This window comes from Terrabacter carboxydivorans (assembly GCF_039532035.1).
In the GTDB taxonomy this organism is placed as follows: Bacteria; Actinomycetota; Actinomycetes; order Actinomycetales; family Dermatophilaceae; genus Terrabacter; species Terrabacter carboxydivorans.
In genome coordinates, this window is sequence record NZ_BAAARE010000031.1 from 21,829 (window position 1) to 36,092 (window position 14,264).

9 protein-coding genes and 1 pseudogene are annotated in these 14,264 nt (G+C 68.1%); 6 read left to right on the forward strand and 4 right to left on the reverse strand.

Annotation, left to right across the window (positions count from 1 at the left end):
• Positions 1-59: 59 nt before the first annotated feature.
• On the forward strand, positions 60-323 hold the full coding sequence (locus ABD297_RS21880; RefSeq protein WP_344257251.1) for a hypothetical protein: 264 nt from the start codon (positions 60-62) through the stop codon (positions 321-323).
• A gap of 61 nt (positions 324-384) precedes the next feature.
• On the opposite strand, the gene ABD297_RS21885 is transcribed toward ABD297_RS21880, so the two are convergent.
• A complete protein-coding gene (locus ABD297_RS21885) occupies positions 385-1,530 on the reverse strand; it encodes an alkaline phosphatase family protein (RefSeq protein WP_344257252.1) in 1,146 nt (381 codons plus the stop codon).
• A complete protein-coding gene (locus ABD297_RS21890; protein ID WP_344257253.1) occupies positions 1,527-2,729 on the reverse strand; it encodes an alkaline phosphatase family protein in 1,203 nt (400 codons plus the stop codon). The genes ABD297_RS21885 and ABD297_RS21890 overlap by 4 nt, the downstream gene beginning before the upstream one ends.
• A 608-nt stretch (positions 2,730-3,337) precedes the next feature.
• Between ABD297_RS21890 and ABD297_RS21895 the strand changes: the two genes are divergently transcribed.
• The 4 genes from ABD297_RS21895 (at position 3,338) to ABD297_RS21910 (ending at position 8,852) form a co-directional block, all read left to right on the forward strand.
• Positions 3,338-6,049: a PKD domain-containing protein gene (locus ABD297_RS21895; protein ID WP_344257254.1), complete on the forward strand. Its 2,712-nt coding sequence runs from the start codon at positions 3,338-3,340 to the stop codon at positions 6,047-6,049.
• Positions 6,050-6,202: 153 nt separating this feature from the next.
• Positions 6,203-6,664 carry a hypothetical protein gene (locus tag ABD297_RS21900; protein ID WP_344257255.1) on the forward strand — a complete coding sequence of 154 codons (462 nt, stop codon included), beginning with the start codon at positions 6,203-6,205 and terminating at the stop codon, positions 6,662-6,664.
• Between the two features lie 457 nt (positions 6,665-7,121).
• Positions 7,122-7,355, forward strand: coding sequence for a three-helix bundle dimerization domain-containing protein (locus tag ABD297_RS21905; protein ID WP_344257256.1), 234 nt, complete (start codon positions 7,122-7,124; stop codon positions 7,353-7,355).
• 906 nt (positions 7,356-8,261) lie between these two features.
• On the forward strand, positions 8,262-8,852 hold the full coding sequence (locus ABD297_RS21910; RefSeq protein WP_344257257.1) for a TMEM175 family protein: 591 nt from the start codon (positions 8,262-8,264) through the stop codon (positions 8,850-8,852).
• 494 nt (positions 8,853-9,346) lie between these two features.
• Here ABD297_RS21910 and ABD297_RS21915 read toward each other — a convergent pair whose 3' ends face one another.
• Complete coding sequence (locus tag ABD297_RS21915; RefSeq protein ID WP_344257258.1) at positions 9,347-9,985, reverse strand: TetR/AcrR family transcriptional regulator; 639 nt, start codon at positions 9,983-9,985, stop codon at positions 9,347-9,349.
• 96 nt (positions 9,986-10,081) lie between these two features.
• Between ABD297_RS21915 and ABD297_RS21920 the strand changes: the two genes are divergently transcribed.
• The gene (locus tag ABD297_RS21920) at positions 10,082-11,650 is read left to right on the forward strand and encodes an MFS transporter (RefSeq protein WP_344257259.1); all 1,569 of its coding nucleotides are present in this window, start codon (positions 10,082-10,084) and stop codon (positions 11,648-11,650) included.
• A gap of 1,566 nt (positions 11,651-13,216) precedes the next feature.
• Here ABD297_RS21920 and ABD297_RS21925 read toward each other — a convergent pair.
• Positions 13,217-13,968: pseudogene (locus ABD297_RS21925) on the reverse strand (transposase family protein); the annotation flags it as partial.
• Between the last annotated feature and the right edge of the window lie 296 nt (positions 13,969-14,264).

The following is a 14,264-nucleotide window of genomic DNA, read 5'->3' on the forward strand; positions in this document are numbered from 1 at the left end:
ACCAAGGAGCCCGCGGGCAGGTGAACGAGCCATGAACCCTGGCGGCAGGCGGGACCCACGTGACGTACGAGTGGTCGGGCACCCAGGCGATCCGGCTCGTCGGGTTCGGGCTTTCGTCAGTCAGGTCCCCTGGGGCTGGCGCCGTGGATCAGCTCATCCCGGGCATCGGGCGAATCGAACGTCTCGAGGACCTCGCTGCAGTGCAGCTCGAGCTCACCGCCGACGATCTCGCGGAGCTCGACTCGGCTTCGGCCAGGGTGCAGGGGGTGCAGGTCCAAGGCGACCGCTACCCGGAGGCGATGCAGCGGATGGTCGACCGCTGAGGGAAGGCGTCCCGCTCGACATCGGTCGAGCGGGACGCCTTCGTGACCGCGTGGCGGCCTCTCAGCGTTGGTTCCACCCGCTGTTGTAGACGTCGAGCCCGAACCGGTTCAGGCCGGGTGTCTGGGCGTAGCCGAGGTAGGGCAGCCGGAAGACGTCCTCGATGGAGGCGAGGAGGGAGTAGTGGTTGTAGCTGGTCGTGCTCCACGTGTTCGGCTTGGTGTAGCGGGAGAGGACGAGCGCGCCGATGCGGCCGCCGCCGGGGCCGGTGATCCCGGGCAGCGCGGCGTTGGGTCCGGGTCCCTCGTGGCAGCAGGCGGTCGCGTCGCTCTGGGGTCCGTCCGACTCGTCGGCCGTGATGACGAGCATCCCGTCGTTCTGGTAGGCCGGGGAGTTGAGGATCTTCGGCACCCAGATCTTGAGCCACGCATCGACGCTGGTCAGCCCTCCGGGCTGACCGTCGACGCACGGCGAGTCATGGCCGTCATGGCACAGGTTCGGGGTGATGTAGCTCAGGTTCGGAGTCGTGCCGGCCGAGGCGAGGTCGGTGCTGAGCGCGTCCAGGTTGACGACGTGCTGGCCGCAGGTCGGCGAGCCGGTGATGGAGGCGAAGTACATGAAGGGGTTGTGCCGCACGGCGTACTGGTTGCCGACGGTGGCCTTCTGCGTGGGGTCCGGGGTGTTCAGGGCCGGGTGCAGGCACGGGGTGGCCATGTCCTCCATGTAGCCCTTCCACGTCAGCTTCTGCGCGGTCAGCTGGTCCGTGAGGTTCGGGACCGACGTGGGGAAGACGCAGCCGCTGCCCACGGCCTGCCCGGGGGCAGCGGTGCCGGTGCCCGCGAACTGTGAGTAGACCTGGCAGTCGGACTGCATCTGGTCGTTCGGACCCTGGCCGGAGATCTGGGCGACGTAGTTCGGCTGCGAGTTGTGCGCGGTGCCGTAGTACGTGTTGAGCAGCACGCCCTGCGACCGGAGCGTCTGCGCGAGGTAGGGCGCAGCAGAGCCGGCTCCCCAGGTCTTGTCATAGCCCTTGTTCTCGATGTTGATGACGAACACGTGCTTGACCGGGGGCACGTATGCCGTCGCGCTCGAGGCCGCATCGCTCGCCCCGGACGTGGTGATGCCCAACCCGAACACGGCTAGCGCCGCGACGACTGCTCCAAGCAAGAGCCCACGGTGCTTCCGCGACGAGTGGTCGATGAGGGTCATGGGAGGCTCCATCCGTCGGCGAGTGCTTTGGTCTTCAGCTGTGACCACTCGGACTGTTCGGGGCCGCTCACTGCCGCGGGCGTGCAGGCCGTCGCCGTGAACGGTGGCACGACGAACCTCGGGGCGCTGAGGTTCGGGGGTGACGAGAAGTCGAGCACCTCGGCGATGTTGCGCGCGTTGGAGTCGCGGGGCGTCAGTGGCGCCAGGCCCCAGCGCCACTCGATCGTCTTGAGGATCGAGGTGTGGTCGTAGGTGTTGTGGGCGACGAACCCGCGTCGGGCCCGCGGCGAGACGAGCAAGGCCGGGACCCGGAAGCCGCGCAGCGCCGTGCTGCCGCCGGTGTCGGGGGCCGTGGTCGGAGCGACGTGGTCGTAGAACCCGCCCCACTCGTCGAAGTTGACGACGAGCAGGGTCCGCTCCCAGTTGGGGCTGGAGGTGACTGCCTGGTAGACCTCGTTGAGGAACTGCTCCCCGGCCCGGATGTCGGCATGGGGGTGGTCGTCGCTCGAGGAGCCCGAGCTCTCGTCCTGGAACCTCGGGTCGATGAACGACACGTCCGGCAGGGTCCCGGCGGCGGCGTCCGAGAGGAACGTCGCGAACGGCTTCGCGATGGGGAGGTACTTCGTGCCCCAGAGCGCGACGAACGGGATGTCGGAGAAGTAGTAGCGGCCGGTGCGTCCCGCCGCGGCCAGCCGGTCCCAGATCGTCGGCAGGGTCGAGGTGGTGGTCGAGTTGTGGATCCGGTCGGTGGCGGCCGCGTGCATGTAGAACCGGTTCGGGTAGGTCTCGGCCATGACGGCGGAGTAGTACCCGTCGCACATGGTCCATGCCGGCGCCGCTTGCCCGAGGAAGGCGAGGTCGGACTGTTGGTAGTAGCCGACAGGCAGCAGGTCGTCCTCGCCGGCACGCAGCCAGCCGTCGGCCTTGCCACCGTTCAGCTGGATCAGGCCGCCCTCTTGGGAGTGGTCCGGGTCGTTGTGACCGCAGCTGGCGTACTGGGTCAGGTGGTAGGTCGATCGGGTTACCCCGTACCGGTCGACGTAGCTCAGCCCGGCCTGCTTGCCATTCGCTCCGGGGAGCCAGCCCATGAAGTGGTCGAACGAGCGGTTCTCCATCATGACGACCACGATGTGGTCGATCCCGGAGGCGCCGGGGGAAGGGAGGGGCGTGGCTGCCGAGGCCGGCTCAGGGCCGGCCACCGACGAACCTCCGGAAAGGGCCACCGCGCCGCCCGCGACCGCCGCGCTGCTGAGTAGTTGTCGCCGCGTCATTTTCACGGCGTCGACGCTAGCGACCCATTATGGAAAATCCCTAGTCGAGGACGGCCAGTTGGTCGTGCGTTCATCGGAAGTTAGCCAAGGACCTCACTCACGTGACCCGTGACACTGGCCTGGGTAGGCATTAGTTTCGCAGGCCTGTAGGTACAGCTGAGGACGCTGACGTCACTACGCCCGAACCGACGAGGGCAGTGAGAGGACACGGGCCGCCGACATCTACCTCGCGCGCCGACTGCCCCGGCTTCCCGGCACAGATTCCCTGGCGCACGGCCGACCGTGCGATGTCCGGGCAAAGGTGGGACGGCATACGTCGTGCGACCCGAGCCGGGGAGACTCTCGGGAGTTGCCCCGGAGGATCCTCGGATCTGGCTGGGAGCTTGACGCTTCGGCTCTCAACGACTGGTGAACACCCGGGATCAATCTCGTCAGCGTTTGACAGGTCGGTTGTGGAGGTCACGTCCCCGCCGAGACGCTGCCGTCCGTGGTGGTCGAGCAGCACCACCGCATGGCTCGTTTCGACGGGAGTGGGCATGAAGAGGTTGGGAACACGCGCCGTCGGCCTGATGGCGGCGATGGTCACCCTCGCGGTCGCCGCGGGCGGACTGCAGGCAGAAGCTGGTACCGGCCGTCCGACAGCCGGACCGGGCTCGTGCAACGAGAAGAACTGGCACCCCGGGACCGACCCCGAGGACGCCAAAGACCTCCCACAGGGCCACCGGCCCCAGACCTACACACCAGACGACTTCGATTGCAGCGGAGCCAAGTTCGCGGCGCCAGGCGTCGAGTTCGCGAAGTTCCCCCAGCCGCACGACTACCCCGCGAGGCACACCGCGACGAGCACGCCCTCCCAGGTCACCACCGCCAGCGCGACGGCAGTAAATCCCCTGGCGCCCTACTTCCCGCCCTTCACGCACTTCGTCGTCCTCTACCGCGAGAACCACACCTTCGACGACTACCTCGGTGACTGCGCCACCACGGTCCACGCCGGCTGCAACGGCGCGGTCCAGAGCACGAACCACATCAGCTCGGTCCCCAGTCTGCACACCCTGGCCAGCACGTACGCGCTGTCCGACTCGTACAGCACGGGCACCCAGCCACCGAGCGGCCCCAACCACTGGTGGCTCTTCTCGGCGCAGTCGTCCTCGAGCGCACAACAGCAGGGCTACCCGAGCAACGGGACGCAGTTCGACCGGCTACTCGGGGGGACGAGCGTGCCCGGTGGCGCCGGGACCGACCCGTGCGCGACGCAGACGGCGGCGGCGACGGGCAGCAGCCCGTTCACGTTCGTCATGAACGGCGACTTCTACTGGATGCTCAGCACCGGCAGCGGCTACTGGCGCAACCCGGCCACGGGCAAGGTCGAGGTCCTGCCGGTCAACCGCCCCGGCACGACCATCCCGCAGGAGCTCAACTACAACAACTACACGTGCAAGGCGCAGAACGACGACGACCAGGTCATCGCCACCGACTTCCTCAACCACGTGACCACCAAGGGCCTGCCGGCATACTCCTACGTCGAGCTGTTCAACGACCACCCGGGCACCTACCAGGACATCCCGAAGAACGACGCGGTAACCAAGCAGATCGTCGACTCCATCATGGGCAACGCGTCCTACAAGGACAACACGGTCATCATCGTGACCGAGGACGACACCCAGAACGGCAGCAACGGCCCGGACCACGTCAGCAACACCTACCGGGTGCCTCTCGTGGTCGTTGCGTCGCCCACCTACGCCAAGCAGCACTACCTGTCGCACGTCTCCTACACGACGAGCAACGTCATCGCCGCGATGGAGCGGACGATGCAGAACGTCCACCCGGGGGTCATCGACCCGAACGACGCCATCGGCACGTCGACGTTCCCGATGACGACGTCCGACCAGTCTGCCCTCGGCGACCCGCTCTCGGACTTCTGGGTGCAGGGCTCCTCCCCGCTGACCGCCAAGGCGACGGCGACGCCGACGAGCGGCAACGCGCCCTTGTCGGTTGCCTTCACTGGCTCCGCAACCGGCGGCACCGCCCCGTACTCCTACAGCTGGAACTTCGGTGACGGGTCGGCCCCCAGCACCGCGCAGAACCCCAGCCACTCGTATGCCGCCGCCGGCACCTACACCGCGACGCTCACCGCCAGCGACAGCGCCTCTCCCGCAGGCACGTCGACCTCACAGGTGACCATCACGGTGAGCGCCGTCGGCAGCCCGCTGGCCGCGAGTGCGTCCGCGACACCGACCTCGGGCCAGGTACCGCTCAACGTGGCGTTCACCGGGTCCGCCACCGGAGGCACCCCGCCCTACGCGTACAGCTGGAACTACGGTGACGGGTCGGCCACCAGCACCGCGCAGAACCCCAGCCACTCGTATGCCGCCGCCGGCACCTACACCGCCACCCTGACCGTGACCGACGCCTCCTCGCCCGCCAAGACCGCCTCCTCCAGCGTGACCGTCACGGCCTCGCCGATCGCCGGCGCTGCGCCGGGTGCGCCGACGGGTCTGACGGCGTCGCCGGGCAACGGCCAGGTCTCGCTCAGCTGGACCGCACCAGCCAGCAACGGCGGCGTCAACATCACCTCCTACCGGGTCTACCGCGGCACCTCCAGCGGCACGGAGACCCTCGTCACGAGCGGGGGCTGTTCCGGAGTCGGGACCGCCCCCACCTGCACCGACACCGGGCTGACCAACGGTCAGGCCTACTACTACAAGGTCAGCGCGGTGAACTCGATCGGCGAGGGCAACCAGAGCAGCGAGACGAGCGCCACGCCCAACGGCTGCCCCGCTCAGCAGCTGCTCGGCAACACCGGCTTCGAAACAGGCACGGCGGCCCCGTGGTCGGCCTCGACCGGTGTCGTCAGCAGCAGCACGACCGAGCCCGCTCGGACCGGGAGCTGGAAGGCGTGGCTCGACGGCTACGGGTCGACGCACACGGACACGCTGTCGCAGACCGTGACGCTGCCGACCGGGTGCTCGTCCTACAAGCTCAACTTCTACATGCACGTCGACACCGCCGAGACCACTACCACCACGAAGTACGACACGCTCAAGCTCCAGGTGCTGTCCAGCTCCGGGACGGTGCTGGCGAACCTCTACACCTACTCCAACCTGAACGCGAACAGCGGCTACAGCCTGCACTCGTTCAACCTCGCGGCCTACGCCGGACAAGCCATCACACTGAAGTTCACGGGCACGGAGGACAGCACGCAGCAGACCTCCTTCGTCATCGACGACGCAACGGCCAACGTCAGCTGACCGAGTGGGCGCCGGGGCCTCACAAGGGGCTCCGGCACCTGCCGACCCCCTCTGGCAGTCCGCCGACCCGCCTCGCCTCCACACCGACCGCTGGTGCGCCGGCGCCTCCACGGCCAAGGCGACGGTCACCATCGACGACTGCACCCTCGGTGGATGTCGACGATCTCGCAGTCCAAGTACATCTGCCCCGACTATCCCTCAGTCGCCCGATCACGTTCGGCGTCAGACCTGGCCTTGGTGACCATGCAGAATCTCGCGGATACGGTGAACTTCATCCTGCCGCAGACCGATTCACTGGCTGCCTTGAAGCGTCGTGGGCTACTCGTACTTCGTGTTCGGCGTGCCAGCGAGGCACTCGCCCCGGTCGTCGCCGAGCTGCACCGGACGCCAGGCGCAGGAGGCGGCCGGCCGCGGGGCCTCGGGTGTTTCGGGCAGCCCAACCAGGGGATGCGGTTCGGGCGCCACTTTCGGCCGGGTCACGCGCGGCCGCAACAGGCCGCGCTCCGTGTCGCCTGTAACGGGGCGATGCTCGGAGTGGATAAGTCGGGTAGCGGGGCGGTGGTCGATCCCCCGAGCGGCCGCCGTCCCGCGCTCATCGCAATCCACCAGGCGTGACATTCGCCGTCTCAAGTCCCCACTCCCGCCGCATGGCTTCCCGCCCTGCCATGGCATCGACGGATGGGCCTCGGCCCCCTCCAACGGGCAGCCCGAGATCCCGCGACAACGGCAACTCGGGGGTCATTCCGTCGTCTCGAGCGTGGCGCTGGTGACGGACCGTGGACGTGCTTCTCAGACGAGGCACAGAGTCTGCCCAACCTGCAAGAGCAACGTGGATCTCGTGTGCCCGCCGATGCTCCCCTGTCTCGGCGGGCACGTCCATGCCTCGGCGAGACTCGCCTTGTATGCGTCCCGCGCCGTTTGCGGTGTGGTGCCACTGGGTTCACCCAGCGTTGGTGCGTGTCGGTCACGATGACCCTGCGATCGCCGGACACGGTGATTGCAGACCGGTGTCGGCCGGGTCTGCGCCCCCACCCAGACACGGCCGGCTCCGACCACCTGGGGAGGGGTCGCGATGACGGAGCTGGCACAAACGCAGGCGCACGCCCTCGATCAGAACCACGTGGTCGAGACGCTTTGCCGAATCTACGACGGCGTCCTCGCCAACGACGAGATCCGTCTTGCCGTCGAGTCCACATGGGGCCAGCTGGTGCTGGGCGCGCGCGACACGGACTTCCTGTCGGTACATGTAGCCCGGCAGGTGCGAAAGCAGCTGCTCCTCGACGCCACCCCGCACCCCCTGTCATGACCGCGTCACCCGCACAAGACGCCGGCGCGCCCCGTTCGGTCCACTGAGGCCTCCCTAACATCCCCGGAGCTGTCCCGCCGGACCACCGGTCCTGCACTGCCACGACCACGCTCCCGGAGGATGCTGCGCCGTTGGACGAGACAGCGGAGCTGCGCGCTGAGCGAGGTGCACACGTGGCTGCGATTGCACTTCCAGGAGGTACCTACGGAGGTGGTCGAGGCAGCGGTTCGCTTGGCGCCCTCGCAGATGACAGGTCGGGTGCTGGACTTCGTACGGTGCTCGTCGACCGAGCCGCCCGTGACCGACTGGCCATCTGCCGAGCGTGACGGCCGCTGACAGCCTGAGGATCACACCCCGAGCCGTGGCGACACGGGCAAGTTGCAGATCGACGTCCCTCAGGGGTGCCCGAACCTGTCTACAAGCTGAATGCCCACCCGTCAGCAGGGCGTGGGCTGCTCGTAGGGGCTGCGCGGGTGCTGTCTCGTGGGTGTCCGCGCTCCCGCGTCGTCGCTCCACCTGGAACGACCCATCAGGGAGCCTGAGGGCCTGTGCATACGTCTGGCCGGAAGGGTCCACGACCTTCTCGACGATGACCCAGGAGCCGTCGCCTGCTGCGAGGTCCTCGAGGAGCAAGAGCAGGACATCCTCCGAGGGATCGTCATAGGTGTCGCCGTTCTCCATGACAGCTCTGAACGTGCGCGTGACCATACCCCACCCTCTCGCATCGTGGAGCGGTCGGAGGACACGTCCGGCAACGGGCCCGCAGGTCACGGTCGAGGGTCGGCCGGCTCCTGTGAGGACCGGTCAGGGCAAGAAGCCAATGCCTCTCGCACCGGCGTCGGGTTCGTCCGTTACCGGCGCCGGCTACGTCGCTGCTGACATCATGGGACTGTGGATCGTGGACGCATGGAGGCGTTCAGCGACGGAGTCCTCGCGGTGGCGATCACCCTTCTCGTCCTGGACCTGCACGTATCGGCCGCCGAGCCGGAGTCTTTGGCGACTCAGCTGCAGCGGGGATGGCCTTCCTTCGCGGCATATGCCGTCAGCTTCTTCGTCATCGGCGTCGTATGGATCAACCACCACGGATTGGTGGGGCTCATCGCGCGCGTGGATCGCCGCCTTCTGTTCTTCAACCTCCTGCTCCTGTTCTTCGTCTCGACCATTCCGTTCACGACCTCCACGCTGGCCGAGTACCTCTACCCGTCCCATGGCTCGAGCACGACCGTTGCCGTACTTCTCTACGGCGTCAGCACTGAGGGCATGGCCGTGTCGTTCACCCTCATGCTGTGGCACATGACTCGAGCGGGGCTCACGAAAAGACCGGTGACGCGACAGCAGGCGAACCGCGCAGTCCTGCGCTTCGGTCTCGGCACACTGCTCTACCCAGTAGTGACCCTCGTCGGAGTCTTCAGCGCCCCAACGATGCTGCTGCTCTACGCCGCCCTCACCACCTACTACGTCCTGGAGCAGACTCCCATCGTGGACAACGCCGTCTAAGAGCCGCTTGGAAGGCGCGGAACCAACTGACCTCGCCGACCAGAAATGAGTCGGGATTCGGCCTGCTACGTAACCCCGCAATCTCGGGCCCCTTCGCAAGGCCCTAAAGGAGCGGGCGGCAAGGGCCGCGGAGGCTGACCATGGACGCCATGCTCGCCACGGAAGCGCTCACTGACCGGCCGCCGGGTGACTGCCGGGGCTGCGGTGCGCGCAATGATCCGGACCGCGTGGTGCACCTCGGCATCCATCCCCAGGTGGGCCTAGGCCGCCCGTGTGCTCATCGGGCTGTCACGAAGGCCTCGGAGATCGAGGATCGCGACCAGGCTGGCCCTCTCGTCCTTGGACGTGACGGTCTGCGGACCGTGCGGCGGTTCGTTAATCGCCCGAGGCTGACACCGAAGCCGATCGGTGGGCGGTGGGCTCCGTGGATCGGCAGGCGGATGCCTGAGCGCCGCGGCGTCCGATCATCACCGATCAGCGCTGCGAGGGGTATCTCAGTCGAGTCCGCCGTCGATGAGGTCGAGCAGACGATCTGTTGCTGCCCTCCGATCGACCTCACCGAGCGCGCCGAGCGGACCGTCGAGGATGAGGACGGCCAGCCCGTGTACGGCCGACCAAGCGGCCACGTCGGTGAACGGCCGTCGCTCGGGTGACAGCACGCCCGCCTCCACGAGCTCATCGACGCACGCAACCAGCAACTGGTACGGGCCGAGGCCTCCGGCCCCTCGGGCGTCGACCGGTGGGTGCAGCTTGTCAAGCTGGACACCGGGGTGCATCGCCACGGTGAACAGACCCGGCTCGGTCCGAGCGAAATCGAGGTAGGCGGCGCCGGTGGCGCGGAACCGGGCGCGAGCTCGGCGACGGCGCGCGGCCTGGGTCCGGCCGAGCTCGGTTGCGTCGGCATCAGCCAGGAGACGCTCCATCGTTGCTGCCATCTGCGCCGACGCATAGGCAGAGATGGCGACAAGCAGGGCGTCACGGTCGGCGTAGTGCCGATAGGCGGCGGTATTGCTGACACCGGCCCGGCGCTGGACGTCGCGCAGCGAGACCGCATCCGGACCGCCTTCCCGGGCAAGCGCGATCCCGTGCTCAAGCAGGGTCGCCTTCAGATCACCGGTCGCGCGCGCTCCCACGTTGTCTCTCCTTCACGGTGCCACAGGTGTTGACAGTGCTAACAAGTGGTGTCAGCCTAGCTTTGTTTACACCGCTAACTGGAAATAGGAACCGCCATGCGACTCTCACCAACGGATGTACGAACACCCTCCCGTGCCGTACTCCCGGTCGTCCTACTCGCCGTGCTCGCCATCACCGTCGAGACCACGGTCGTCAACGTCGCCCTGCCGACGCTCAACACCGCCCTCGACGCCACCACCACACACCTGCAGTGGATCGTCGACGCCTACAACCTCGCGTTCGCCGCGCTCGTACTCGCCGGTGGCGGCATCGGCGACCGCTACGGCCGACGCCCGGTGCTCGTCGTCGGGCTCGCTCTCTTCGCGGCCACGAATGTGGCGGCCGCGCTATCCGCGGGGGCCGGCGCGCTCATCGCGTGGCGCGTCCTCATGGGGGCCGCATCGGCCCTCGTCTACCCGACGACGCTGGCCATCCTGACCGACACCTACCGCGACCGGCGGGCGCGGGCCGCCGTCATCGGAGCCTGGGGTGCCGTCGGCGGGCTTGGCGTCGCCGTCGGCCCCGTGCTCGGCGGCTACCTGCTCGAGCACTACAGCTGGAGCAGCGTCTTCGTCGCGCTCGTGCCGGCAGCCGTCGCCTCGGCGGTCCTCGCCTGGTACCTCGTCCCGGACTCGCGGGCCGAGCACCGGCCCCGTCTCGACATCGCCGGACTCGTCCTGTCGATCCTGTTCCTCGGCACGCTGGTCTACACCATCATCGAGGCACCGACCCGGGGCTGGACCGCCCCGGTGACCCTCGGCGGCTTCGCCGCCAGCGCCGTCCTCGGCACACTCTTCGTGAGCGCAGAACTGCGCCACCCCGAGCCTCTCATCGACGTCTCGCTCTTCATGAACCCGCGGTTCAGCGCCGCGAGCGGCGCCGTCACCGTTGCATTCTTCGGCCTCTTCGGGTTCATCTTCCTGATCACCCTCTTCTTCCAGCTCGTACAGGGCCAGACGCCCCTTACGACCGGGGTCCGCGTCCTACCCGTCGCCGTCTCCATCGCCCTCGGCTCCATCGTCGGCACCAGGCTCGTCGTCGCCGCTCTCGGCACCAAGGCCGTCGTGACGCTCGGGCTGGTGATGCTCAGCGGCGCGTTCGCGTGGGCCGCGACCATCGGCGCCGACATCCACTACGGCGAGGTCGCCGCACAGATGGTGCTGCTCGGCACCGGCCTGGGGCTGACCACCGCTCCGGCCACCGAGTCGATCATGGGCGCGGTGCGGCCCCAGCAGGCCGGCGCCGGATCGGCGCTCAACGACGCCACCCGCCAAGTCGGGGGTACTCTCGGGGTCGCGGTGCTCGGCAGCATCTATACGACGCTGTACTTGCGCGCCATGGACGGGTCACCGATCGCCGCCCAGCTATCACCGGACACCCGCGCCATCACCCGCGAGGGCGTCGCCCAGGGGCTCGCGGTGGCACACGCCGCACCGGGGCCGGCCTCGGCCGCGATCCGCGATGCCGCGATCAGCGGGTTCCTCGACGGACTGCACGTCGGGTGCCTCACCGCCGCCAGCGTGTGTCTTCTCGGCGCCGTGGCCGTGGCGCTCCTGCTGCCGGCCCGGCCCACCGCTTCCCCCGCCGCCGAGAACATCTCACGACCGCTCCTCGTCGGAGACTGAGGTGCCGACCCACCGCCACCGGACTCCCCCAGGAACGCCCGTTCGCATCGACCTCCGGACACCGGGTCCTTGGAGTCATCGGCAAAGGCGGCAAGGTCGTCCTGAACCGCTGCTGGAAGACGTAGCGCGCGATCGACCGAGCCGTCATGGGCCGAACAACAGGCTCGATCGTGCGCGCCGGCTGTGGCACCCGGATGGACCGGCGCTGCGACCCCTGTCTGCCACTACCGGTGGCGTGACGTAGCGTCGCCCACGCGACAGATCGTAGCACCGCTTGCCCGGCGCCCCACGCCCATCACAGGGTCAGCGCAGAGCCCCCTCACCTCACGGTGGGGCACTCTTCGTCGTGCCACCTGTCATATGGAGCCCAGACTCCCCGCGAGCAGCCCAAGGCTTTGACCACGGCACCCCCGGGGTTACCGGCGTAGGCTGAATGGTGCCATCCATCCCGGCCCCCACCGTGGCATGGCGGCGCGTCACCCTCGGGTGATGCTGGCGGCGCCCCTGCAATCACCCCCCGGGGCGCCGCCACCGCTCACCGCCGGACCCTGCGATGAGCCTCCCCACATCTCCCTCGGATCAGAGTGCACCGTCTGATGCCTCGCGGCTCCCGTATTGGAGAATTCACAGGGTTCCGACGGAGCCTGCGCTGCACCATGACGGCCAGGCGCGGGGGCTTTAAGCACCTTCGGTGTAGCCGGGCGGCATTTGCCCGTTCCGCTGCGCGGCGGGCAAACACCGGCATAGGTTTGGACCCGCCGAACGAGCGCACTCCCACCCTGCGTGAGGTCGGCATTTCGCTGCTATCCCCCTACTCGGGCAGCGAAGCAATGTCGGCGCCCAGAAGCGGTGCTGACACTGGCAGCCCGAGCAACTCACATCAGCTGCCAGCAGCCGTGGCCCCGACTCACACCCCCACGACTCGGGGTCACGGCAGGCAGAACTGCCGCGACCTCGGTCCACAGCCTGTCCACGCGTAACCACAAGACCTTTGCGGTCGTTGGACCCGCAAGCGGGGCGGTGGTCATTCCCCCGAGGGGCTGCCGCCCCGCCAGACCCCGCTGCAGCAGAAGAGCCCCGCGCGCCTGAACGCGCGCGGGGCTTTCTGCGTCCTCACCTGAAAAGGGGTGGGACCCCGGGCCCCCTCCACGAGCACCCGAGGCCCCACGACGACAGTGAACTTGGGGGTCAAACCATCGTCATCTTGTAGACGATCGAAGACACGGATCATGACACGGTTCTTGGACCGCTCCCTCGGCCGGGGGCTCAGGTTCGTCCCGGTCTGAGTGGGTAGGTTCGCCCGTATGGGAGCAGAGCGCGGACAATCCCTCGAGGTGGAGTCACCCCGTCTGCGCCTCCTGCGCGAGTGGCTCGAACTACAGGACCAGTACGACCGTGCACTAGCACGCAGGTTCTACGACACACGAGGGCGCGGCTGCCCCTCACCGCCCGGCCTAGAGATGGAGCTCGACGACCTGGCGCAAGCCGTGGGCCGCGCAAAGGCCGCCTACGACCAGGCTAAGGACTCGACCGCGTAGACGGGGCTGCTGCACGCACGGGTGACAGTTACGGTTGGACCACCTGAGTGGCGGTTGTCATCATGATCAACCCGTATTCGACCGGGGTCAACCGGCCGAGGCGGGGCTGTCTCCGACGGCCGTCGTAGGTCCGTTCGACCCAGGTGACGATCGCAATCCGCAACTCGTCGCGGGTCGCTACCTGCGAAAGTTCAAGGCGTTCGTCTGCAGCAGCGCGAAGAACGACTCCATAGCCGCACGGTCCCCGGCCGCGCCGACGTGCCCCATCGAGCCGACCATGCCGTGGCGGTGGGGCTGGGACCAGCCTCCTGGACCGGAACTGCGACCCCCTATCGGTGTGCAGGACGCACCCGGCCACGTCGGCGCCGTCAGCGTGCCGGCGAGAGACGGCGTTGCCCATCGCCGCGACCGCGAGCGAGGACTTCACCCGTGAGTCGATGCTGTAGCCGACGATCCGGTTGGAGTGCACGCCCTTGAGCGCGCTGATCGAGGGCACCGATATAGCTTGCCCTCGCCGCTCCAGTGTTCGGTGATGTTACTGAGCCACAAGCGATTCGGCGCTGCCAAGGTGAAGTCCCGCCCGACCAGGTCGTCGTGGACCGGCGGGCCGGGCGTCTTGCCGTTGCGGCCGCGCTTCTTGCCGAAGGCGGACCACCAGCCCAGTTCCAGCAGAGCGCCCACGCGGTCCGTTCGGCCATCGCCTCCCCGGCCACGCGGGCCCTCGACCAGGAACCGGCACCCGAACTTCGAGTCGTCGCGGTGGGCGTCGATCAACGCGTTCGCCCGGCAGGCCGCGGTCAACTAGGCAGCTTTGACCGGACGGGCGACGCAGCCGTTGCAGGCCCGACGGCGACATGCCGAAGTCCTGCGCGAGCAGGGCCATGGAGGCATTCGACTGCTTGAAGACCCGGATCACGTCCTCGCGGACCTCGTTGGCGAACGCCCTAGCTGTACCCGGCCACCACGTTGGTAGCGGCGTGCCTGGTTGAACGAACGAGAACCTCCGAATGGGATGTGGCTTGTCTAAGGCCCACTCCAACCCGGAGGTTCTCGTGTCCCACGGTAGTGCCCGGCTG